Raw genomic sequence first — 23,401 nt, forward strand, 5'->3', positions numbered from 1 at the left:
CATTTTGTTGTCCTGCCATGAGCCCCAGCCAAATCATCGTTCTTGCCACCCCGGTCTTTTTTCTGCTGATCGCCATCGAGCTGGCCATTGGCCACAGGCGCCAGCGCAACACCTACCACCTGGCCGATGCCATGAGCAGCATCGGCCTGGGCATGCTGAGCCAGACCAGCGCGGTGTTCACGCGGCTGCTGCGCATTGGCATTTACATCGCCCTGTTCGAGCATGTGGCGCTGTGGCGCAACGATGCGTTCTGGACCAGCCTGCCGGGCTGGCTGCTGGCGCTGGTGTTCTACGATTTTTGCTACTACTGGCTGCACCGCATGGGCCATGAGTCGGCCGTGCTGTGGGCCGCGCACGCCGTGCACCACCAGAGCCAGGACTACAACCTCAGCACCGCGCTGCGCCAGACCAGCTCGGGCGCTCTTCTGGGCTGGGTGTTCTACGTGCCCATGGCCTTGGCGGGCGTGCCGCCGCTGGTGTTTGCGGTGGTGGCGCTCATCGACCTGCTCTACCAGTTCTGGGTGCACACCGAGCAGGTGGGCAAGCTGGGCTGGTTTGACCGCTGGTTCTGCAGCCCCAGCAACCACCGCGTGCACCACGCCGTGAACGACGCCTATCTGGACAAGAACTATGGCGGCATCCTGATCCTGTGGGACCGGATCTTCGGCACCTTCAAGGACGAGGATGACAAGGAAAAATGCGTGTACGGAACGCGCGGCCTGCTCAACAGCTGGGACCCGCTGTGGGCGAATGCCCAGGTGTATGCCGGGCTGGCGCACGACAGCTGGCACGCGCGCAGCTGGGGCGACAAGCTGCGCGTGTGGCTCAAGCCCCCGGGCTGGCGGCCCGCCGACGTGGCGCAGCGCTTTCCCAAGCCGGCCTTCGACATCGCCCGGATGCCGCGCTACAACCCCGCCATGACGCCCGCCACCCGCTGGTTCGCCAGCGTGCAGTTTGTGTTGCTGCTTGTGGGTGTTTCGGTGTTTTTGTGGCACGCAGACAGCGCCCCGCTGGCACACAACACCGCATGGTTTGCCGCCCTGCTGGCCACGCAATGGGCCCTGGGTGCCGTGGTGCAGGGCCGCATCAGCATGCTGCTGGCACTGATGATCGAAGCGGGTGCACTGGCCACCGCCACCAGTGCCGTGGGCTGGACCGAGTGGCACCTGGTGTTCAAGCCCCTGACGATGGTGATTGCTATAATATTAGTAGCTTCCTGCGCTTTATCCATAAGCGCTAGAGGCCGATTTGATGCAAAACCATGGGTCACCATGGTGCTGGCTTTGGGGTTGTCGCTGGCCGGCGATGTGTTTTTGATGCTGGACGGGCTCTTCATTCCCGGCCTGGTGAGTTTTCTGGGTGCGCACCTGGCCTACATCGCCCTGTTTCGGCAGGGCGTGCCGTGGTTTGCCCACCGCGGCGCACTGGTGACCACACTCGCCGTGGGTGCCGCCATGTACGCTTTTTTGTGGGCGGGCGGTCTGCCTGCTGCACTGCGCGGCCCGGTGGCGGCCTATGTGCTGGTGATTGCCCTGATGGCGGCGCAGGCCCTGAGGCGCGCACGGGTGCTGGGCACCAGCGCGGCGCGCATGGTGGCAGTGGGCGCGTGCCTTTTCATGGTGAGCGACTCGCTGCTGGCCACCAGCCGCTTTGTGCAGGCCTTGCCCATGTCGCAGTTCTGGGTGCTCTCCACCTACTACGCCGCGCAGGTGCTCATCGTCTGGGGCTGGTTGCGCGGCCAGTCGCAGGAACAGGCCGATGCACGCCTGGGGGTGGATGCGGCGCAGGCCCCAGGGACAACTCCCGCGCCTGTCGAAACTTACCCGGCAGCGCAGACAAGCCCGGGCTGAACCCCTGCGCGTCAGGCGGTACAGGCCAGGGCCTGGGGCGAAGCTGCATCGACCACCGCCGGGAACCCGGTGAGCACCTCGGCCGACGATCCGATGCGCGCGTGCAGCGCCACGGTATCCCCAATCATGACCAGCGCGGGCGGGTTCACGCCGTAGGCCACGCTCAACTGCGGCAGCGTTTGCAGCGTGCCCACAATGCTGCGCTGCCCGGGCAGCGTGGCGCGCTCGATCATGGCCGCTGGCGTGCTGGCCGGCAGGCCGTGGGCGATGAGCTGGGTGCAAATGGTGGGCAGGGTGCCGACTCCCATGTAGATCACCACGGTCTGGTGGGGCCGCGCCAGCGCCGCCCAGTCGAGCGCGACGGTGCGCTCGCCCTCTTCGCCCTGCAGATGGCCGGTGGCAAACACCAGCATGGCGGCATGGTCGCGGTGTGTGAGGGGAATGCCCGCAGACGCGGCCGCGCCCTGGGCCGCACTGATGCCCGGCACGGTGTCGCAGGCAATGCCGGCAGCGGCCAGCGCCTCGGCCTCTTCGCCGCCGCGCCCAAAAATGTACGGGTCGCCTCCCTTCAGGCGCACCAGTGACCGGCCACTTTGCGCCAGCCGCACCATGAGTTCGATGATGCCTTCCTGTGGCAAGGTGTGGTTGCGGCTTTGCTTGCCGACATAAATCCTTTCGGCGCCGGCCGCGACATGCTGAAGCACGTCATCGGACACAAGGTGGTCATACAGCACCAGACCAGCGCTGGACAGCGCACGGGCTGCCTTGAGCGTGAGCAGGTCGGCATCGCCCGGACCCGCGCCCACCAAAGTGACACGGCCCCATTCAGAAGGCGCGAGCCGGGGAAGAACCCCGCCAGAAGGGGCGGCGGCTGTGTTGCCGAGGGGGGGCTGCGAGGAGGGGTTGGCGGTGTCCATCGGGGATGGCCCATTGAAACTGGGCACGGTTGGTAAACAATGGCCCCATTGTCAAAATGACCGGGGCCATCGTCCTTGATGTGAATCAAGGACGATGGCTGCAAATCCAGCGATATTTCGCCATGCCTTGCAAGAACGCGCACCAGACGCCACGCCCCTCCAACGCCGGCCATCATCCCACGGTCGGCGGGGTGTTTCGAGGTTGGCACCGTGCCGTTGCCTGGTTGGCGCTGATGGTCTGCGCCGCCGGGCTTCATGCCCAACCGGCCCCACCCACCGCACAACGCCAGCAAGAGCTGGTGCGCATGGTGCGCCAGGACTGCGGCTCGTGCCACGGCCTGCGCTTGACCGGTGGCCTGGGGCCCGCACTCACCCGCGAGGCACTGGCCGACAAACCGATTGGTTCCCTGGCAGCCACCATCTACGGCGGTCGCCCCGGCACCCCCATGGCGCCCTGGAAAGCCATGGTGAACGAAGCCGAGGCCCTGTGGATTGCCCAGCAACTGATGGCCGGATTCCCCGAGCCGCAAAAGGATTCCCGATGAAACGCCGCGACTGCCTCGCCCTGATGAGCGCCTCCTCCCTGTTGCTGGCCGGATGCGCCGGTGTACCTGCCGCCACCGGCACGGGCGATCTCGGCGTCGTCGTGGCGCGGTCCACGGGCACGCTGGCGATCGTCAACACCAGCCAGCGCACACTGCTGGCCGAGGTCAAGGGCCTGGGCGACCTCTCGCACGCATCGGTGGTGTTCTCGCGCGACGGCCGCTACGCCTTTGTGTTTGGGCGCGACGGCGCGCTGACCAAGGTGGACCTGCTGACCCAGCGCATTGCCGGCCGCGTGATGCAGGCGGGCAACTCGATTGGCGGCGCCATCAGCGCCGACGGCCGCCTGGTGGTGGCACAAAACTACACGCCCGGCGGCATCAAGGCCTTCGACACCACCACGCTGGAGCTGGTGGCCGACATCCCGGCCGAGTATGAGCACGGCAAGCTCTCGCGCGTGGTCGGCCTGGTGGACCTGCCGGGCCGCCGCTTCGCCTACAGCCTGTTCGACGCGGGCGCCATCTGGATCACCGACCTGTCCAACCCCACACGCCCCGTTACCACCAAGCTGCCCAACATTGGCAAGCAGCCCTATGACGCGCTGGTCACGCCCAATGGCCGCCACTACATCGCGGGCCTGTTCGGCGAGGACGGGCTGGCCATGGTGGACCTGTGGGAAGACAAGCCCACCGTGCGCCGCATCCTGGGCGGCTACGGCCGTGGCCAGGAGCCCCTGCCGGTCTACAAGATGCCGCACCTGCGCGGCTGGGCCGTGGCCGGGCGCCGCGCCTACCTGCCCGCCATCGGCCGCCACGAGGTGCTGGTGGTGGACACCGACACCTGGCAAGAGGTCGGCCGCATCCCGGTGGCTGGACAGCCCGTGTTCGTGATGGCCCGTCCCGACGGCCGCCAGGTGTGGGTGAACTTCTCGGTGCCTGACTACCACCGCGTGCAGGTCATCGACACCACCACGCAAAGCATCGTGCGCACGCTGGAGCCCGGCAAGGCCGTGCTGCATATGGAGTTCACGCCGCGCGGCGAGTCGGTCTGGATCAGCTCGCGCGACGCCCACCGCGTCAGCGTGATCGACACGCAGACCTTTGCCACCCAGGCCACGATGACGGTCGATTCGCCCAGCGGCATCTTCTTCACGTCCCGCGCAGCGCGGGTGGGGTTCTAGATGGCCCCCGACGCCGACCTTCGCCTGGCGCTGCTCAACCCCTGGCAGCGCGGCTTTCCGCTGGTGCGCGAGCCCTTTGCGCACGTCGCGGGCACGCTGGGCCTGTCGACCGACGAGGTTCTGGCGGGCTACGCCCGGCTGCAGCGCGAAGGCGCGCTGAGCCGCATCGGCGGGGTTTTTGCGGGCAACGCCGGCGGTGCGGCGCTGCTGGCCGCCATGGCGGTGCCCCCCGAGCGGCTGGACGCCGTGGCCGCCGTGGTATCCAGCCACCCCGGCGTCAACCACAACTACCAGCGCGAGCACCACTACAACCTCTGGTTCGTGATGACCGGACAGGACGATGCCGCCGTGCGCGCCGCCATGCGCTCGCTCGAAGACGCCACGGGGCTGCCCGCTTTGCAGCTGCGCATGCAGCGCGCCTACCGCATCGACCTGGGCTTCGATCTGCGCGGCAGCACTGCCCCCGCGCCCATGGCCGCCGCGCGCGAGGCCACGCCGGTGCAGGGCGCCGACCGGCCGCTCGCGGCCCTGCTCGAAGACGGCTTGCCGCTGGTGCCGCGCCCCTACGACGCCTGGGCCCAGGCGCTGGACCGCACACCCGAATCGGTGCTGCACACGCTGCAGCAGTGGCTGGACCAGGGCACGGTACGGCGCATCGGCGCCATCGTGCGCCACCACGAGCTGGGCTTTGACGCCAACGCCATGACGGTGTTCAACATCCCCGAAGCGCAGGTGGACGACTGCGGCGAGGCGCTGGCACGCGTGACCGGCGTGACCCTGGCCTACCGGCGCGAGCGCGCCGAGGGCTGGCCCTACAACCTGTACTGCATGGTGCATGGCCGCGACCGCGCTGCCGTGCGCGACGTGATCGCACGCGCCATCGCCGACGCAGGCCTCGGCAGCTTTCCGCACGAGGTGCTGTTCTCCTGCCGCCGCTTCAAGCAGACCGGCCCCCGGCGCTTCCGCGCCCTGCCCGAAGCCGCCGCCCCCAGCGCCGCCACACCGGAGGTGCTCGATGCTGTCGCCGGATGACGCCCGCCTGCTGGAGCGCCTGCACGGCGACCTGCCGCTGACCGAGCGGCCGTTCGCCGACGTGGCCGCGGAGTTCGGCTGGACCGAGGACGACGTCATCGGCCGGCTCTCGGCCCTGCTGGAGAGTGGCATGCTCACGCGCTTCGGCCCGCTGTTCCAGATCGAACGCGCGGGCGGTTTGTTCGTGCTGGCCGCCATGGCCGTGCCCGAGGAACGCTACCAAGCCGTGACGGCCCAGGTCAACGCCCACCCCGAGATCGCGCACAACTACCGGCGCGACCATGCGCTCAACATGTGGTTCGTGCTGGGTACCGAAACCCCGGCGCAGTGCGCGGCCGCCATTGAGCGCATCGAGGCCGAAACGGGCCTCCCCGTGCTGGCCTTCCCGAAGGAGCGCGAGTTCTTCGTCGAACTCAAGCTCCCCCTGACGAGCGGAGAAACCCATGGCGCTTGACGAATTCGACCGCCAGCTGATCGCCGCCACCCAGGGCGGCCTGCCGCTGGTGGCGCGCCCCTACGACGCCGTGGGCGAGCGCCTGGGTGTGAGCGGCCAGCAGGTGCGCGAGCGCCTGGCGCAGATGCTGGAGAGCGGCCTCATCCGCCGCATCGGCGCCGTGCCCAACCACTACCGCCTGGGCTTCACGGCCAACGGCATGAGCGTGTGGGACGTGGACGACGCGCTGGTGGACGCTTTAGGCGAACGCATCGGCCAGCTGCCCGGCGTGAGCCACTGCTACCGCCGCCCGCGCCGCCTGCCGAAGGCATCGCCGGGCCGCTCCCAAGATGCCGAGTCCCCCTCGGGGGGAGACGGTGCGCAATGCACACCGACAGGGGGCATCTGCTGGCCCTACAACCTGTTCGCCATGCTGCACGGCCGCACGCGCGCCGAGGTCGAGCAGCAGGCCGAGCAGGTGCGCGAACTGCTGGGCACCGCCTGCCGGGGCCACGACATCCTGTATTCGACCGCCATCCTCAAGAAGACCGGCCTGCGTCTTCGGCAAAGCCAAGAAAGCTAATCATGTTCCGCATCAGCCAATACATGCGCGAGCTCGCGCAAGCCCAGGCCACCGGCGCCTATCCCGCCCCCGCACGCACCCGAGGCAACGGCCAGGCGCCGGGCCCGGTGGTGATCTGGAACCTGATCCGCCGCTGCAACCTGACCTGCAAGCACTGCTATGCGCTGTCGGCCGACCACGACTACGAGGGCGAGCTGTCCACGCAGGAAGTGTTCGGCGTGATGGACGACCTCAAGGCCTATAGCGTTCCGGTGCTGATTCTTTCGGGTGGCGAGCCGCTGATGCGGCCTGACATCTTCGAGATCGCCGAGCGCGCCAAGGCGATGAAGTTCTACACCGGTCTCTCGACCAATGGCACGCTGATCGACGAGCCCATGGCCGACCGCATCCAGGCCATGGGTTTCGACTACGTGGGCATCAGCCTCGATGGCCTGCGCGAAACGCACGACCATTTCCGCCGCCTCGAAGGCGCCTTCGACCGCAGCCTGGCCGCTGTGCGACACCTGCACCAGCGCGGTGTAAAGGTGGGCCTGCGTTTCACCATGACGGCCATGAACGCGCACGACTTCCCTGCGCTGCTGGACCTGATGCGTACCGAGGCCGTGGACAAGTTCTATTTCTCGCACCTCAACTACGCCGGGCGCGGCAACATCCACCGCGGCAAGGACGCGCAGTTCCAGGCCACGCGCGACGCCCTCGACCTGCTGTTCGAGCGCGCCTGGCAGTCGGCACTGGAAGGCCGCGAAGAAGACTACGTGACCGGCAACAACGACACCGACGGCCCCTACCTGCTGCAATGGGTGCGCGAACGCATGCCGCAGTGGGAGGCACCGCTGCGCGAGCGCCTCATCGCCTGGGGCGGCAATTCGAGCGGCGTGAACGTGGCCAACATCGACAACCTGGGTACCGTGCACCCCGACACCATGTGGTGGCACCACGACCTGGGCAACGTGCGCCAGCGCCCGTTCTCGGCCATCTGGTCCGACACCTCCGAGCCGTTGATGGCGGGCCTGAAAGCCAAGCCCCGCCCGGTGGGTGGGCGCTGCGCTGTGTGCCACTACTTCAGCATATGCGGCGGCAACACGCGCGTGCGTGCCCAGCAACTCACGGGCGATGCGTGGGCCGAAGACCCCGGCTGCTACCTGCGCGACGACGAGATCGGGCTGCAAGCAGGCAGCGACGCACAACGCGTGGCGCTGACGCCTTTCAGCAAGGGCCGCCGCACCATCGACATCCACCCGGAGAACGAACATGCATGACACCCTGCGCCGGTTTGCTGCAGGCGCCGCACACCTGGCCTTGAGCGCGGGCCTGCTCTGGATGGGCCACGGCCTGGCCCAGGCGCAGACCCACAGCGCCGCAGCTACGGCCAGCACGGCAGCCGCCAAGACTGCCGCGCCCACCACCGCCGCCTCTGCTGCCGCGCTGTACGGCGAACACTGCGCCAGCTGCCACGGTGCCCAGCGCACTGGCGGCATGGGCCCGGCGCTGCTGCCCGAGAGCCTGGCACGCCTGCGCCGCCCCGAAGCGCTGAAGGTCATCCAGCAGGGCCGCGCCGCCACGCAAATGGGGGGCTTCGCCGCCACGCTGGCCCCCGCAGACATTGCGGCACTGACCGAATGGATCTACCAGCCGGTCACCCCCGCACCAGCGTGGAGCGACGACGATGTGCGCGCCTCGCGCGTTGAAACCGCAGGCACCAGAAACCTGCCGGCCCGCCCCAGCTGGAAGGCCGATCCCATGAACCTGTTTGTGGTGGTGGAAGGTGGTGACCACCATGTCTCGCTGGTCGACGGCGACCGCTTCGAGGTCATTCACCGCTTTGCCAGCCGCTACGCGCTGCACGGCGGCCCCAAGTTCACACCCGACGGGCGCTTTGTGTTCTTTGGCTCGCGCGACGGCTGGATCACCAAATACGACCTGTGGAACCTTACCGTGGTGGCCGAGGTGCGCGCCGGCCTGAACATGCGCAACGTGGCCGTCAGCGGCGACGGGCGCTGGGTCATGGCCGCCAACTACCTGCCGCGTACCGTGGTGCTGTTCGACGCCGATCTGAACTTTGTCAAACGCTATGACGCCACCACGCTCGACGGCAAAGAGGCCTCGCGCGTGTCTGCGGTGTACGACGCTGCCCCACGCAAGAGCTTTGTCGTGGCGCTCAAGGACATTCCGGAGGTCTGGGAGATTTCCTACGACCCCAAGGCACCGCCGATCTACGACGGCCTGGTGCACGACTACAAGATGGGCGAGGCCATCGCCAAGCCGGGCTACCACGGGGTTCGCCGCACGCCGCTCGATGAACCGCTGGACGATTTCTTTTTCGACCAGGACTACCGCCATGTGCTGGGCTCGACCCGGCCCAAGTCCGGTGCGGCCGACGGCGCCCCCACGGCGCAGGTGGTCAACCTCGATGTGCGGCGCAAGATTGCCGAGTTGCCGATTGCAGGCATGCCCCACCTGGGCTCGGGCATCACCTTTGCCTGGAACGGCACCACCGTGCTGGCCAGCCCGAACCTCAAAGACGGCGCCATCGACGTGATCGACATGAAGACCTGGAAAACGGTCAAGACCATTCCCACCCCCGGGCCTGGCTTTTTCATGCGCAGCCACGAGACCACCCGCTACGCCTGGGCCGACTCCATGATGAGCCCCACGGCCAAGGACACGCTCACACTCATCGACAAGGCCACGCTGACGCCCATGGCCACGCTGCGCGAACCCGGCCGCACGCTGGCGCACACCGAGTTCACCAAGGACGGCCGCTACGCACTGGTCAGCGTGTGGGAGACAGACGGCGCCATCATCGTGTTTGACGCGCAGACCCTCAAGGAGGTCAAGCGCCTGCCCATGAGCAAGCCGGTGGGCAAATACAACGTGTGGAACAAGATCACGCGCTCGGAAGGTACCTCGCACTGAGAGCGCCTGCGGATTTTTGGTCAAATAGGCCTCTAGCGCTTATACAGCAAGCGCTAATAGCTATTAAATAAATAGCATTTTTTGCGGTGCGGAGCAACGCTCCACCGCCCCGCTGCCCTCACACCGGCAGCGCGCTGGGCGCAGGCTCCCCCCCCGCAGTGACCGCCTCGTCGCGCGCAATGCGCCCGTCGATCAGCTCCACCAGCCGGTCGCAGCGTGCCGCCAGCCGCGGGTCGTGCGTGACCACCACAAAACTCGTGCCGCGCTCGGCATGAATGCTGCGCAGCAGGGCAAACACCTCTGCGGACGAGGCGGTATCCAGGTTGCCAGTGGGCTCGTCGGCCAGCACCAGCGGCGGGTTCATGACCAGCGCGCGGGCAATGGCCACACGCTGCTGCATGCCGCCCGACAGCTCCCCCGGACGCTTGTCCATGGCCTGGGCCAGGCCCACGGCGGCCAGCAGGCTGCGCGCGTGCTCGCGCTGCGCGCTGCTGACGCGGCCTTCGGCCATGAGGGCCGGAAGCGTCACGTTTTCCAGCGCCGAGAACGCGGGCAGCAGGTGGTGGAACTGGAAGACAAACCCCAGCGTGCGGCGACGGCGCAGCGTCAGCGCGGCATCTTGAAGACCCTGTACCGCTTCGCCGTCGAGCCGGTAGCTGCCGGACGTCATGGACTCGAGCAGGCCCAGAATATTGAGCAGCGTGCTCTTGCCCGATCCTGAGGGCCCCATCAGGGCAATGAACTCGCCACGGCGCACCTGCAAGGTGATGTCATGCAACACCTCGGCCTCGCTGGGTCGGCCCACGTTGTAGCTTTTGCGCACGTCGCGTAGTTCGATCAACATTTTTGCAATCCATTGCGCTGCGCACCGCCAGTGGCGCAAAAAACCGGCGCAGCCAGTGCCAGCGCCCCCCGCGCAAGGGCAGCCCCGCAGCGCTGGGGGCGTCCCCCTGCCCGCAGTGCGCAGCACTGCGAGAGTGGGGGGAAGCGGCGCAGCCGCTCAGGGGGGTGTCTCATCACTACATGCGAATGGCTTGCGCCGGGTCCAGCGCCGCCGCGCGCCGCGCTGGTGCCACGGCGGCCAGCACGCCGCAGACCGACGCAATCAGCGCCACCTGCAACGCCATGGCAGGTGGCAGCGCAATAGAAAACAGCGGCAAGCCATCCGAGCCGCGCACGAAGTGGGTAAACACCCATATCAGCGCCACCGCCAGCAGCAGCCCCAGCACCGAGCCCAGCACCCCCACCACGGCGCCCTGCACCAGAAACACCCGCAGCACCTGCCCCCGGGTCGCGCCCATGGCGCGCAATATGCCGATTTCGCGGCCCTTTTGCACCACCGATACCACCAGCACGCTGGCGATGCCCAGCACCACCACGGCCAGCACCACGCCGCGAATGATGGAGGTGCTGATCGACTGCGCATTCAGCGCCGACACCAGCTGGGCATTGCTCTCTTGCCAGCTTTCAATCTTGTAGGGAAACTGCCCCTGCAGCGCGCGCGCCAGGGTCTGGGCCACCCACACGTCCTTGAGGGTCAGGTCGAGCTGGGTGGCACCACCGGGCAGTGCCAGCAGGCTTTGCGCAGCCCGCAGCGGCACGATCACGGTGCGCCGGTTCAGGTCTTTCACGCCCAGTTCCACCAAGGCGGTGACGCGCACGGAATCGCTCACGGTACCGCTCACGCTGCCGGTCTGCACCGTGAGGCGATCGCCCACGCGCACGCCAAGGTCCTGCGCCAGCTCGCGCCCCACAATCGCCTCGCCCGGCAACAGCCGTGGGCTGCCACTGACCACCTTGGAGCGCAGCCCCACCACCCGGTCATAGCGGTCCAGGTCCACGCCCATCAGTGCAATGGCCTGTGATGCCTCGCCGCGCAGCGCCAGGCCGCTGCCCGACACCATGGGCGATACGCCGACCACCTCGGGCAGACGCTCCAGCAGCGGCACCAGCGCCTGCCAGTTGGCCACCGAGCGCAGGCGCTGCGCGCGCGGCTGCGTTTCGGTGAGGACGGCCACCCCGGGCACGGGCAGTGCTGCCGGTGTCACCAGGTCGTCCGCTGCCCGCAGACTGATGTGCGCCTGGGCGCCCAGCGTCTTGGCCAGGGTGTTGGATTGCAGGCCGTTGATCAGCGCCGAGATGTAGGCAATCACTGCCACCCCCGCCGCCACGCCCACGATGATCAGCAGCGTCTGCATGTGCCCCTCGCGCAAAAAACGCAGCGCCACACGCAACTCGAAGCCGGGCCAGATCATCCTAAAAATCGCAGTTGGATGCGCCTGCCAGTGCCATGATCGGCGTGCCAGGCAAGACGCGACGAGGCAGCGCACTCCTGTGCGCAACGAGGAGCAACGCCGCATGGCTTTTCACAGGGCCTATCCAGGGATTGCAAGCGGTCAACTGCGATTTTTAGGATCAGCATGGCAGCGAGCTCAGCGGCCCTTGGTGCCGCTCGGTGCAGCGCCCGAGGCGGCATCCGCCCGGCCCTTGGCACCTGCGCCTGTTGCAGGCGCCGCAGTGCCTGCCATCCATGGCACCGTGCGGGCACGCACGCGGTCGCCCGCCTGCACGGCGCCGCCGCGCAACACGGTGTCGCCCCCGGTCAGGCCCTCCAGCACCTCCACGGCATCCAGCGTGCGCAGTCCCAGCCGCACGGCGCGGGCTTCAGCGCGCCCGTCCTGCAGCACCAGCACCAGCACCGCGCCCGTGTCGCCCGCCATGGCGCCGCGCAAAGTGGCCTGGGGCAGTACCAGTGCGCTTTCGCGCCGGGCGGTCTCCACCTCGACCGACAAGGTCATGTCCTCGCGCAGATACGCGGGCGCCAGCTGCTCCAGCGCAAATTTCACCTCGATGGCACCGCGCTGCGCATCCACCGCCGGTGCGATGGAGAGCACGCGCGCTGCAAAACGCTGGCCGGCAAAGGCATCGGCCACTACCGCGGCCTTCTGCCCCGGCTCCAACTGGTCCAGAAAACGTTCATCCACCTGGGCCACCAGCTGGGTGGGCCCTGCCAGCGCCAGGCTGAGCAAGGCCTTGCCGGGCTGCACGATCTGCCCGGGCTCGACCGCGCGCACCAGCACGCGGGCATCGGCTGGCGCGACCAGAGCAGTCTGCGCCAGGCGGGCCTGCGCCGCCACGGTGGCCGCCTGGGCCAGCGCAAGCTGCGCCTGCGCCTGCGCCACATCGGTACCGGCATCGGCATTGGCCTGCATCTGCGCCTGCGCGCTGAGCTGCTGCGCCCGCGCCACATCCACCGCCCGGCGGGCCTCGTCGAGCTGCGCGGGGCTGTAGAACCCCTCGGCCACCAACTGCTGCACCCGCGCCAGGCTGGCGTTTGCGGCTTGCAGGGTGGCGCTGGCCTGTGCGCTCGCAGCCTGCGCAGCGGTACGGCCGCTGCTGCGCAGGCCAGTCAGTCGCGCCTGCGCCTGGCGCTCGGAGGCAACGGCCTGCGCCAAAGCGGCACGCAGTTCATCCGATTCGAGCTGCACCAGCACATCACCCTGACGCACCTGCGCGCCTTCGGCCACCCGCACCTGCGCCACCCGGCCGGTGAGCGTGCTGCCCACATCCACGCGCGACAGCGTGGCCACGCGGGCCGAAAACTGCAGGGTGCGCACCAGCGGTGCCGACTGCACCACCACGGCATCGACCAGCGGCCCGCGCAACGACGGCCCCGACGGCGACGCCCACCGCCACGACGGCAGCGGCCAGACCCCATGCGATCCAGGGGCGCTTCACAAAAAATTCCTCAGTACCATGGGTTTGATTCGATCATTCAGAAAACAGCCCCCCGGCAGCCTGCGGCGGCGTGACCCCGAGGTGCCGATAAGCGGCCAGCGTGGCGATGCGCCCGCGCGGTGTGCGCTGCAAATAGCCTTGCTGGATCAGGTAGGGCTCGATCACGTCCTCGATGGTGCCCGCCTCTTCACCAATGCTGGCGGCGATGTTGTCGAGGCCCACGGGGCCGCCGTCAAAGCGATGTATCAAGGCTTCGAGCAGCTTGCGGTCCATCACGTCAAAACCCTGCGGGTCCACGTCGAGCATGGCGAGCGCCTTGTCGGCGATGGACTTGGTAATGCGGCCATCGCCCTTCACCTCGGCATAGTCGCGCACGCGGCGCAGCAGCCGGTTGGCGATGCGCGGCGTGCCGCGCGAGCGCCGCGCCAGCTCAAAGCCGCCGGCCTCGTCCATGGGCGTGCCCAGCAATCCCGCACTGCGCGTGACGATGCGCGCCAGCTCCTCGGGCGTATAAAACTCCAGCCGCGCCACGATGCCAAAGCGGTCGCGCAGCGGGTTGGTGAGCATGCCCGCGCGCGTGGTGGCACCCACCAGGGTGAAGGGCTGCAGGTCAAGCTTGATGGAACGCGCCGCCGGCCCCTCGCCGATCATGATGTCGATCTGGTAGTCCTCCAGCGCGGGGTAGAGGATTTCTTCGACCACGGGCGAGAGGCGATGGATCTCATCGATGAAGAGAACGTCGTTCTTTTCCAGGTTGGTCAGCAGTGCCGCGAGGTCCTTGGGCTTTTCGAGCACGGGCCCGCTGGTCTGGCGCAGGTTCACGCCCAGTTCGGCCGCAATGATGTGGCTCAGCGTGGTCTTGCCCAGGCCGGGCGGGCCGAACAGCAGCACATGGTCGAGCGCCTCGCCGCGCTTCTTTGCGGCGCCGATGAAGATCTCAAGTTGCTCGCGCGCCTTGGCCTGACCCACGTATTCCTGCAGCAGCTTGGGGCGCAGGGCGCGCTCAATGGCTTCCTCCTGCGGCGATGCCGGAACGGCAGAGATGACGCGCTTGGCGGGCGCGGGGGCGAAGTCGTCGGTCTGGATAGTCACTTTGGCAGTTTTCCGGCTAACGTTCCACTATAGGCCACTCCAGGGGGCCAATGCCGGCGCCAATCAGTGCGCTCACGGAAAGTTGTGGCGCTGAGGCTCCTTCAGCAGGAACACAGACTTTTGCGTCAGCACCAGAGTTGTTACCCAACCGCCCACCCGATTACTCCGGTACCCACGGGGCGAACCTGACACGCAGCCGTCGGGCCACCTCACGGGTGCGACAGGCATACCGTCCAATGTTCCATTAATTGGCGGCGTGGTTTGCCACCGGTGCAGGCGCTGCCTGGCCTGTGGCCTGAAGGCTGGCCTCTTCCTCCACGTCGTACGAGCCAAAAACTTCGCGGGGCGATCGGATTTCGGGCAGCACATAGACAATGCCATCCGTTCCGGTAAATGCCGGGCTCACCACGGTGTCGTAAAACTTCACGGGAATATTGATACAGCCATACGAAATCCGGCGCTCTGACGGCGACGAACTGGCCAGCCTCTGGGCGCGGCGCTCCTTGGCATTGCTGGTGACGACACGGTGCATCGAAATAGCCGTGTCGTAGTCGACCCAGAGAATTTCATTGCCCTTGAGGTTTTTGTCCAGGTTGGCCACGAAACGCCCCGCGGGGGTGGTCCGTTCCTCCGGGCGAATGGCTGACATTTTTTTGGTGCCGATGCCAGGCACCGAGTGATCGCCAATGGCCAGTCCAAGCAGCGCGGGAGATTCTCCGCGCAGCATGCCGTTGGCATCGAACACGAACACCCTGGCGTCCCGCTTGTCGATGATGACAAAGGGTTTGTTCAGGTTGTCGCCTGAATCCACCACCCAATGGGCCACATGCCGCGCGTCCTTGGAGGCTTGGGTCTGTTCGAAGTTGGCGCGCTTTGTGCCTTTTGCTGCCCGCGTGGGCGGCTGCATGACCGTGGGAACGGCATCGCTGCCAATCGCCGGCACGGCCCCTTCCAACCCTGGGCCTGGCCCATGAGCAGCGTCATGCGACGCATAGGCCTGGCTGCAGATCAGCCCTGTGGCCAGCAGGCCCTGAAAAATCCTTCGGAGCATGGGGACCAATGTTTTTTCAGGGTTTCTCATCACGACCTGTTAGTTGCGTTCCGGTTTGGGTTGGCGCACGGGCGCCTGGTATTTCTGGGGTGGCGCTTCGACTGGCGCCACTACAGGCACCACAGGCACGACCACCGGCGGCGCGGGTGGTGTTGCAACGGTGATCACCGAAGGTGGCAGCGGCGCTGGCGGAACCACCGTCAAAACGTATTCGGGATGTGTAAGGGCGGGCGGTCCGGGCGGAGTCCAAACAGGCGGCAATGCCGGGTTTTCCACCGGTGGAATCACGGGAGGTACAACCACTGGCGGCACCACTACCGGTGGAATCACCGGAGGCACAACCACTGGCGGCACCACTACCGGTGGAATCACGGGAGGTACAACCACTGGCGGCACCACTACCGGCGGGATCACCGGAGGCACAACCACTGGCGGCACCACTACCGGAGGGATCACGGGAGGTACAACCACTGGCGGCACCACTACCGGAGGGATCACCGGAGGCCCACTGGCGGCACCACTACCGGAGGGATCACCGGAGGCACAACCACTGGCGGCACAACCACCACCGCAGTGATATCAGCGGTTGTCTTGGAAACAGCAGGACCGCAACAAGGAACTGCCAAGGCGTAAGCGCTGGCGTTAGCACCGCCGAGACTGTAACCCGTCAAGGTGACGGTCTTGTCCGTTCCCACGTTGGCACTGTCGAAATTGGCCGTGCTGCCCGGGCCTGCAACCAGCGTCACACCGATTGGGCCTCCTTGCAGTGAAGCAACCGTTGCCGTGGTGGTTCCGTCGACCACTTTGTCTTCGGCTTGCGCAAACACCAGCATGCGCTGGGTAGGCGCTGCGCCGATGATGTTGACCGAATAATCCGTCGGCGTGGTGTACGCGACCGGGTTGTATTCGATGGTCGTGGGAGCGTTCGTCACCGTGGCTGCTGGCGCCAGCGGCTCAAAAACCACTGTGCCGCCGCCAACACCCGGCGCGCCAGCCCCATACCCTGCACTCAGCACCAGACCCAGTGGCAGGCCCAGACTTTGAGCGGGAACGATGTTGGTGGTGTGGGTCAGCGTAATTTTGCCCAAAATATTGATATCGTTTGCGGCGCACATGGTGACGTTGCCGTTGGTCGTCGTCAAAGCGCCGTCCAGGTTGATGTCCCTCCCGGCGCCCAGCAGAACGCTGCCATTGGTCGTCGTGATGTCTGCGCCCAATGCAACGTTCACATCGCGTCCGCAGCACACCACCAGGTTTCCGTTGGTTGCAGTAATGGGTGCGTTGATATTCACATCGCGATCAGCCAACAACGACAGAGTCGTCGTGCTGGGAGCAGCTGTCCATGCGATGGCGTCGTTGACCTGAATATCACCGTTTCCTACAGTTCCCGTGTAGAGACTGGTCACCGGCGGGGTGCCGGCAACCGCGGCGTCTGTACCGGCTGCCGTGCTGATAGTCACGCTGTTGGTTACCAGCAGAGCAGAAAGCGTTGCCCCTGAAATGTTGTCCGTGGCCCCGCTTCCAATGATGAAGTCCTGCGGGTCAATCAGCCAGGTGCCGGTTTTACCCCGCGCTGCCTCGGTAGTGACTTTCACACCGCTGCTGATCTTCACATCGGCAGCGGATGTTTCAATAAAACCGCCATCGCCGCCGTTGGGCGCACTGGCGTCCAGCGTGCCAGCCACCCCCATCGTGCCATTCTCCATGCCGCCCATCAACAAGATGGCGCCCCTGATGTTTTGAATCGTCTGCGCCTGAATGATGCCGGTGTTGTTGACGGCATTCGCCAGCAGGCTTCCCGCCGCCTGCGTGGTCAGCAGCACCTGGCCGCCATCGGCGCGAATCATGCCGCCGTTGTCCACCAGCGCATTCAGTGCACCTTGATCTACCGTGACGTTGAGCAGCTTGTCGCCCGCCATGTCCAGCGTGACAGCCTCACCAACCGCCAGCGCGATGGTGCCCAGCTGGGCGGCAATCACGCCTTGGTTGCTGACGTTCGCTCCCAACAGGGCAACATAGCCGCCATCGGCTGCGTTGATCGTGCCCTGGTTCAGCACCGAGCCCGCACCCGCACCCGAGAACTTGTAGTTGTTCGCCATGAAGTCGGCATCGGAGATGGCCAGGGTGGATGCCACCAGCCCGCCCACGTTCACCGATGCACCCGCCCCGAACAGGATGCCATTGGGGTTGACCAGGAACACCTTGCCGTTGGCCGTCAGGCTGCCCAGTATGTTCGAGGGATCTGACCCGATGACGCGGTTCAGCGCCACCGAGCTGCTGCCAGGCTGCACAAACTGGACCGACTCGCCTGCCCGCACGCCAAAGCTCTGCCAGTTAATCGCCACGTTGGGCGTGGTCTGGGTAATCGTCATGTTTCCGGGCGCGCCACCAATGGTGGCGCTGCCAGCCGAAACCACGCCGCCCACGGGCTGGGCATGAACCCCTGCGCCACAGGCCATCATCAGGGAAACGGCCAGGATTTTCAGGCTGAAGCTGCTACCCGTACCCGCCGCTGCCGTGCAGGACGAGATTTTCTTGCCGGCACTGCGGGTGATTTCAGAAACGGCCACAAAGGTGCCGGTCTGGTCGTTCCAGATGGAGCGGTGAATGAGGTTCATGGGAATCTTTCGCGTGTTCTTCAAAAATGCGGATTCAGTCCGGCGTCAGTGCAGGCCAGGCCTGCGCTGGACGAGGTCAGAAATATTTGACGGCCTGAATCCAGAACCGGCCCGACTTGTCGGGTGCCGAAGTTGCCAAGTCGTTGCCCAGCTTGCGGGCGTAATACGCCCTCACCAGAAAGTTGTTGGTGTCCGACCATGTCAGGCCCACGCCCGCACCACTCAGGGTCCGGCGGTTGTCACCCGTGCTCCATGGGTTCTTGTTGATGGTCACGCTGCCGGCGTCGACAAAACCAACCAGCTGCATCTGCCCGGGAAACTGTTGGGGAGTGGGGAGCCGCATCCGGGCTTCAAGCGTCAGCACATAGCCCTGGTCGGCATACGCTTCGCCTTCCGGGTAGGCGCGCACGCCATACATGCCACCGAGCTCCATCTTTTCGGATGTATCAAGGTTTTTTGAGGCGATCTGGCCGTTGATGCCGGCATACAGCGAGACCGTGTCGGTCACACTTTGCAGTCGCATGGCGCTGAAACCCAGCTTGTTGAAGTGACCGTTGCTGCGTGCAGTCGTCGCGTCGAAGGCCCGTATCGCCGGGGTTTCGATGTCGATGTTGCCTGTGGACCAATTGAGCGAATAGCCCGTCAAACCGCCACGGCCCAGACCATCGCGGTGGTCGCCGCGCAGGCTTGCTGTCAACACCTGGGATTTTTTGTCTTCAACGGGTGCGTCCAGGCTCAGTGGTCGGTTGTCCTGAAACGTTTTGGCGTCAAACGCCAGGCCGGCGTACAGGTTGGTATTGCGCGAACGGATCAAGGGGTAGCTGCCGTACACGCTGGCGATCTTGGCCGTACCGGTGGCCTGCGCGTATGTGAATTCCTCGCCCAGCTCGTAGTCCAGCCAGCTATAAGCCACGCCGACCGTCGCCTTGCCAAACTGCATCTGGTAGGACGCCCGTGCGTAGTTCAGGCCGGAGCCTGACGTCAGCAGGCGCAGCGAAGCAACGTCGCCGTGCCCAGCCGCATTGTTCAGGTTCACCGTCGCGCCAAGGCGATATTCGCCGGTGTAGCGGTTGCCACCATTGTCGGCATCAATACTGCCCGTGACACGCTGACCAGGAACCACGTCAACGATCAGATCGGACGATCCGACGGACGCGCCCGGCGCCAGCGTCGAGGTAACTTTCACGCCTGGAATGTCCGACAGCAGCAACAGGCGGCTTTCCAGTGGCGCGATGGCAACCGTGTCGCCGCTGTTGAGCCCCGCCAGCTGGCTCTGAATCAAGCCGTCGGACAGTGTGCTTTGGTTGCGAACAGCCACCTGGCCGTACTGGCCTTCGATCACGGCAATGGTGACCACACCATCCTTGATTTCCTGGGCTGGCAGGTAAGCCTGCGCTACAAAATAGCCTGCGTTGCGATAACGCTCAGTAATTTTGAGCGCCATGGCGCGCAGCTCGCCCAGCGACAGCTCACTGCCGGGCGTAAACCCCGTCAGCGAAAGCAGCTCTGATTCGGGGTAAACCCGCGACCCGGTCACCTGCAGGCGGTTGACCGTGATTTTTACGGCGTCCGAAGCTTCCGTCGCTGGCGCACTGCTGGGTTCTAGGCGGATGACAGGCGCTGTTTTTTGCGGGATGGGGGTCGGTGGAATCTGCTGAATCTGGCTGCCGGCGCTGGGAAGCTGCTGGGCAAACACGGTTTGACCGAGGGCCAAAAGGGCAAGCGGGAGGAATTTATTTTTTAACACTGGCAGCCCTTGACATGATTGACTTCTAATTCGAACCAGCCCCGTTGAAGGGCTGGGCGATGGGGTGCAAGTGCCGAATAAATCTGGTGCCGTCTTTGATTTACTCAATCTTTTTACCGTTATCTCCATTCAATCTGTAACTTCAATAACTTGATGTAGTCCAAATGCCTGAATGCTGCGGCGCAAAAGCTGACAGAACACGCGCCCTGGCACATGCCAATACCAAGGGCCCAAGGTCCCAAGGCCGAATGGCATGTTTTCGGGGCCAATTCTCTTTTGCCGTTCCCAAGTTCACGGTCCGCACTTTTATCTGCGGACGTGCGAAGCCCTTTTGAGCCGCAAGTCCGTCGGCTGGAAGGTGTTCGATGGCGAAGGGGGGATTTGGCCGACCGGTGATGGCCGGGCATCTACGCATCTGCCGGGCAATACACCGACAGCGGAGACCGCACCCTTTGGCGGGTGCAGGTGGGGGTGGTGGGGGAGCGAAGTCGTCGGCTTGAGTGGTCAAGCCACACTGCGCCATTGCAGGCGAAGCGCCTGCTGGCTCATGGTGCCGGTTTCAGCCAGTTCTTGAGGGCCACCTGGAATGCCAAGTCAAAACGGCCATAGTAGTCGTAGCCGGTGGGGTTCTGGCAACTTGCGGCCCCGCCCGCCAGCTGTCCCGCCACATAGCGCTTGCCTGCAATGGGCACGAACAGGCTTGAGCCGCTGCTACCAGCCTCGGTCGTGCCAGCAGTCAACCCCACGGTCAGGAAACGCGCATCTTGCGGCGCGCTGACCAGACATGTCAGCAGGTTTTTGTTGACGTCTGCGTCAATAGTGCAGGTGGAAAACTGCTTCACTGCGCCCTCATAAAGCTTTTGCAGGTCACCCTGAGGATGGTGGATTCCGGCAGTGACGGTGCCTTCGGCAACGGCGCCGAAATACGAGCCAGCGAATACAACGCCAGCCGGCGGCGCAGCATTCAGCTGCATGAAGGATGTGTCGGTAGCCGCCTGTGCGGACAGCAGGGTCGCACCACCGTAGAGGCGCTGCGCGCCTGCGTTGACCGCGCTGGTGTCGCAAGCGGCGGAGCGGTAGAACCATTCGGTCGTCACAGTAGACGCAGCCGACTGCGTCGAAATGCAGTGGTGGGCAGTCAGAAAATACGGCGTGGTGCTCGACTGCGCATCGTTGAGCAGCGTACCCGTGCACAGGTAACCGGTGCCGTTCTCGACGAAAGTCACGCGCGCCACCGAGCGGCTTTCGCTGCTGTACTCGGGCCGGCACGACACGTCGATATTGCAGGTGTCTGCCTTGGCCGCCTTGGTCAGGTTTGGCTGCGCTGCACTTTCGGGTGAAACAAAAAAGTGCGACAGCGTAGGCACGGCGATGTCGAGCTGGACGAGATTGGCATTGGCCGGCAACTCCAGCTCCAGCGTGGTCTCTGCGCCACCGAAATCGGGACTCCAGTAGGTGCGGGCCGCATCGCCGGTGTCTCCCGCCTGCAGGTTGCGCGCAATAGTGCTGAGCACCTCTTCGCCAGACACCTCGAACGCCGCCTCACCGGCCTGCGCATAAAAGCGCAGCGTGCTGCCTGCAGGCAGCGCGCGCACCAGCAGCCCCAGGCGCACACCCAGCGCACCTTGCGCTGCGAAGCTGACGGCGGCACGCTGCGTGCCGCGCTCTGTGGGGGACCACTGCAGCTGCGCCCGCAGGCCCAACGAAGTGGCCGTAGCGGCCACGCTGCGGGCCAGGCCAATTTGCTGGCGCATGCCGTTGCCCGGGTTGAGCCCTGCCTTTTTTTGCTGCGATTGCAGCGCCGGAACCGCCAGCGGCCCCAGTTGCACCGGCGTGGCCTTTGGTGCACGCCCGGCGGCACGCGGCAACGGTGGGGCTACCTTGAGCGCCTTGCCCAGGGTGGGATCAAACGGCTCGATCCGGTTCGCTGTCGACATATCCGGTGCAGGCGCGTCGCCACCACCACCACCGCCGCAAGCGGCCACCAGCAGCGCCACACCTGCAACGCACACCCACTGCATCGACTGTGGAAATTTCATGGCGACCTCGTACTGAATCCGTTTGGTTAGGGGTTATTTCGCCAGCGCCTTCAGCGCCAGCTTGATTCCGTCACTGACGCCGACATCCGGCGGCAAGGCCTTCAAAGCGGCCGCCGCTTCCTTGTCGTTGTAACCCAGCGCCAGCAGCGCCTGCAATATATCCACCTGGGCGTCGCTGGTTGCCTGCGCGTGCGCTCCCATGTCGGCGCCCAGTTTGCCCTTGAGCTCCAGCAGCAAACGTTCGGCGGTCTTCTTGCCAATACCCGGCACCTTGACCAGGCGGCCCGCCTCTTGCAACGTGATGGCCTGCGCCAGATCGCCCACGCCCATGCCGGAAAGTATGGACAGTGCCGTGCGCGGCCCCACGCCCGATATCTTGATGAGTTCGCGAAACGCCTGGCGCTCGGGCGGCGTGGCAAAGCCATACAGCAGCTGCGCATCCTCGCGCACGATGAACTGCGTGAGCAGGCTCACGCGTTCGCCCACGGCGGGCAGGTTGTAGAAGGTGCTCATGGGCACATTCACCTCGTAACCCACGCCGTGGCAGTCCAGCAGCACCTCTGGCGGGTTCTTCTCCAGCAGGGTGCCGGTCAATTTGCCTATCATGGATGTCCTTTGCCGGCGAACGCACCACCTGCTGCGCCGTCTTTCTTGCCGTGTTTTCCGTAGCCTGACTGGAATTATCCGCGTGATCCTGCGCCACACCTTCACTCCCCACAACAATACCCGGCTCACACACCTGTGCGGCCCGGCCGACGCGCACCTGCGCACCATCGAAGTGGCCCTGCAGGTGAGCATTGCGCACCGGCACGAACAGTTCAAGGTGGATGGCCCCAAAGCCAAGGCCACCCAGGCCATGGAACTGTTGCAGGCCCTGTATGAAATGGCCGAGCGCCCCATTACCGAAGACTACCTGCAGCTCATGCTGGCGGGCGACCAGTCCCTGGTGGAAGCGCCCGAGGGCGCCATCGTGCTCAATACCCGCCGGCCCGACCTGCGCGGGCGCACGCCCACGCAGAACCTCTACCTCGAAAACATCGCCACGCACGACATCACCTTCGGCATCGGCCCTGCCGGCACGGGCAAAACCTATCTGGCCGTGGCCTGCGCCGTAGATGCGCTGGAGCGCAGCGCCGTGCAGCGCATCGTGCTGACGCGCCCTGCCGTGGAGGCGGGCGAACGCCTGGGCTTCCTGCCCGGCGACCTGGCGCAAAAGGTGGACCCGTATCTGCGCCCGCTGTACGACGCACTCTATGAGCTGATGGGCTACGACAAGGTGCAAAAAGCCTTCGAGCGCAACGCCATCGAAATCGCCCCGCTGGCCTTCATGCGCGGGCGCACGCTGAACAATGCATTCGTCATCCTCGACGAAGCGCAAAACACCACGCCCGAGCAGATGAAAATGTTTCTCACCCGCATCGGCTTTGGCGCCCGGGCCGTGGTCACTGGCGACGTGAGCCAGGTGGACCTGCCCAAAGGCGCGATGAGCGGGCTGGTCGATGCAGAGCGGGTGTTGAAGCGCGTCAAGGGCATTGCCGTGACTCGCTTCACCAGCGCCGACGTGGTGCGCCACCCGCTGGTTGCGCGCATCGTGGACGCATACGACGCACCGCGCCGGGCGCCCGTCGCGCGCAGCCGCGCAGACTAGACAGGTTCCAGGTT

General features: G+C 65.7%; 19 protein-coding genes. 9 read left to right on the forward strand and 10 right to left on the reverse strand.

Annotated elements, in window-relative coordinates:
- The first annotated feature begins 17 nt into the window (after nt 1-17).
- Nucleotides 18-1,850, forward strand: coding sequence for a lysoplasmalogenase family protein (locus B7Y64_RS11125; RefSeq protein ID WP_291328904.1), 1,833 nt, complete (start codon nt 18-20; stop codon nt 1,848-1,850).
- A gap of 11 nt (nt 1,851-1,861) precedes the next feature.
- On the opposite strand, the gene cobA is transcribed toward B7Y64_RS11125, so the two are convergent.
- Nucleotides 1,862-2,767, reverse strand: coding sequence for a uroporphyrinogen-III C-methyltransferase (gene cobA, locus B7Y64_RS11130; RefSeq protein WP_291328906.1), 906 nt, complete (start codon nt 2,765-2,767; stop codon nt 1,862-1,864).
- 233 nt (nt 2,768-3,000) lie between these two features.
- On the opposite strand from cobA, the gene B7Y64_RS11135 reads away from it, so the two are divergent.
- Genes B7Y64_RS11135 through B7Y64_RS11165 form a run of 7 tightly spaced genes read left to right on the forward strand, consistent with a single transcriptional unit; the run spans nt 3,001 to nt 9,454 of the window.
- Nucleotides 3,001-3,312: a cytochrome c gene (locus tag B7Y64_RS11135; RefSeq protein ID WP_051463499.1), complete on the forward strand. Its 312-nt coding sequence runs from the start codon at nt 3,001-3,003 to the stop codon at nt 3,310-3,312.
- Nucleotides 3,309-4,490 carry a cytochrome D1 domain-containing protein gene (locus B7Y64_RS11140; protein WP_291328908.1) on the forward strand — a complete coding sequence of 394 codons (1,182 nt, stop codon included), beginning with the start codon at nt 3,309-3,311 and terminating at the stop codon, nt 4,488-4,490. Before B7Y64_RS11135 ends, B7Y64_RS11140 begins: the two co-directional genes overlap by 4 nt.
- A complete protein-coding gene (locus tag B7Y64_RS11145) occupies nt 4,491-5,522 on the forward strand; it encodes an Lrp/AsnC family transcriptional regulator (protein WP_291328909.1) in 1,032 nt (343 codons plus the stop codon).
- On the forward strand, nt 5,506-5,976 hold the full coding sequence (locus B7Y64_RS11150; RefSeq protein ID WP_291328911.1) for an Lrp/AsnC family transcriptional regulator: 471 nt from the start codon (nt 5,506-5,508) through the stop codon (nt 5,974-5,976). The genes B7Y64_RS11145 and B7Y64_RS11150 overlap by 17 nt, the downstream gene beginning before the upstream one ends.
- A complete protein-coding gene (locus B7Y64_RS11155) occupies nt 5,966-6,538 on the forward strand; it encodes an AsnC family transcriptional regulator (RefSeq protein WP_291328913.1) in 573 nt (190 codons plus the stop codon). The genes B7Y64_RS11150 and B7Y64_RS11155 overlap by 11 nt, the downstream gene beginning before the upstream one ends.
- Before the next feature lie 2 nt (nt 6,539-6,540).
- The gene (nirJ, locus tag B7Y64_RS11160; RefSeq protein ID WP_111866531.1) at nt 6,541-7,797 is read left to right on the forward strand and encodes a heme d1 biosynthesis radical SAM protein NirJ; all 1,257 of its coding nucleotides are present in this window, start codon (nt 6,541-6,543) and stop codon (nt 7,795-7,797) included.
- The gene (locus tag B7Y64_RS11165; RefSeq protein WP_291328915.1) at nt 7,790-9,454 is read left to right on the forward strand and encodes a cytochrome D1 domain-containing protein; all 1,665 of its coding nucleotides are present in this window, start codon (nt 7,790-7,792) and stop codon (nt 9,452-9,454) included. The genes nirJ and B7Y64_RS11165 overlap by 8 nt, the downstream gene beginning before the upstream one ends.
- Before the next feature lie 118 nt (nt 9,455-9,572).
- On the opposite strand, the gene B7Y64_RS11170 is transcribed toward B7Y64_RS11165, so the two are convergent.
- The 9 genes from B7Y64_RS11170 to ruvA form a co-directional block, all read right to left on the reverse strand.
- Complete coding sequence (locus B7Y64_RS11170) at nt 9,573-10,298, reverse strand: ABC transporter ATP-binding protein (protein ID WP_291328917.1); 726 nt, start codon at nt 10,296-10,298, stop codon at nt 9,573-9,575.
- 175 nt (nt 10,299-10,473) lie between these two features.
- Nucleotides 10,474-11,709 (reverse strand): ABC transporter permease, encoded by a 1,236-nt coding sequence (locus tag B7Y64_RS11175; RefSeq protein WP_291328919.1) that lies wholly within the window; start codon nt 11,707-11,709, stop codon nt 10,474-10,476.
- A gap of 177 nt (nt 11,710-11,886) precedes the next feature.
- Complete coding sequence (locus tag B7Y64_RS11180; protein WP_291328921.1) at nt 11,887-13,119, reverse strand: efflux RND transporter periplasmic adaptor subunit; 1,233 nt, start codon at nt 13,117-13,119, stop codon at nt 11,887-11,889.
- A 106-nt stretch (nt 13,120-13,225) separates the two neighbouring features.
- Nucleotides 13,226-14,284 carry a Holliday junction branch migration DNA helicase RuvB gene (gene ruvB, locus B7Y64_RS11185; RefSeq protein WP_024813093.1) on the reverse strand — a complete coding sequence of 353 codons (1,059 nt, stop codon included), beginning with the start codon at nt 14,282-14,284 and terminating at the stop codon, nt 13,226-13,228.
- Nucleotides 14,285-14,528: 244 nt separating this feature from the next.
- The gene (locus tag B7Y64_RS11190; RefSeq protein ID WP_024813094.1) at nt 14,529-15,335 is read right to left on the reverse strand and encodes a hypothetical protein; all 807 of its coding nucleotides are present in this window, start codon (nt 15,333-15,335) and stop codon (nt 14,529-14,531) included.
- 494 nt (nt 15,336-15,829) lie between these two features.
- Nucleotides 15,830-17,953, reverse strand: coding sequence for a filamentous hemagglutinin N-terminal domain-containing protein (locus B7Y64_RS11195; protein ID WP_291328924.1), 2,124 nt, complete (start codon nt 17,951-17,953; stop codon nt 15,830-15,832).
- Between the two features lie 76 nt (nt 17,954-18,029).
- Complete coding sequence (locus B7Y64_RS11200) at nt 18,030-19,667, reverse strand: ShlB/FhaC/HecB family hemolysin secretion/activation protein (protein WP_291324626.1); 1,638 nt, start codon at nt 19,665-19,667, stop codon at nt 18,030-18,032.
- A 578-nt stretch (nt 19,668-20,245) separates the two neighbouring features.
- Nucleotides 20,246-21,739 (reverse strand): endoproteinase ArgC, encoded by a 1,494-nt coding sequence (locus B7Y64_RS11205; RefSeq protein ID WP_291324625.1) that lies wholly within the window; start codon nt 21,737-21,739, stop codon nt 20,246-20,248.
- Nucleotides 21,740-21,772: 33 nt separating this feature from the next.
- A complete protein-coding gene (gene ruvA, locus B7Y64_RS11210) occupies nt 21,773-22,345 on the reverse strand; it encodes a Holliday junction branch migration protein RuvA (RefSeq protein WP_291324624.1) in 573 nt (190 codons plus the stop codon).
- A gap of 82 nt (nt 22,346-22,427) precedes the next feature.
- Here ruvA and B7Y64_RS11215 point away from each other — a divergent pair, with 82 nt between their 5' ends.
- Nucleotides 22,428-23,387 carry a PhoH family protein gene (locus tag B7Y64_RS11215; protein WP_291324623.1) on the forward strand — a complete coding sequence of 320 codons (960 nt, stop codon included), beginning with the start codon at nt 22,428-22,430 and terminating at the stop codon, nt 23,385-23,387.
- Nucleotides 23,388-23,401 lie beyond the last annotated feature (14 nt).

The sequence above is a fragment of the Acidovorax sp. 35-64-16 genome (assembly GCF_002281195.1).
GTDB lineage: Bacteria > Pseudomonadota > Gammaproteobacteria > Burkholderiales > Burkholderiaceae_C > Acidovorax > Acidovorax defluvii.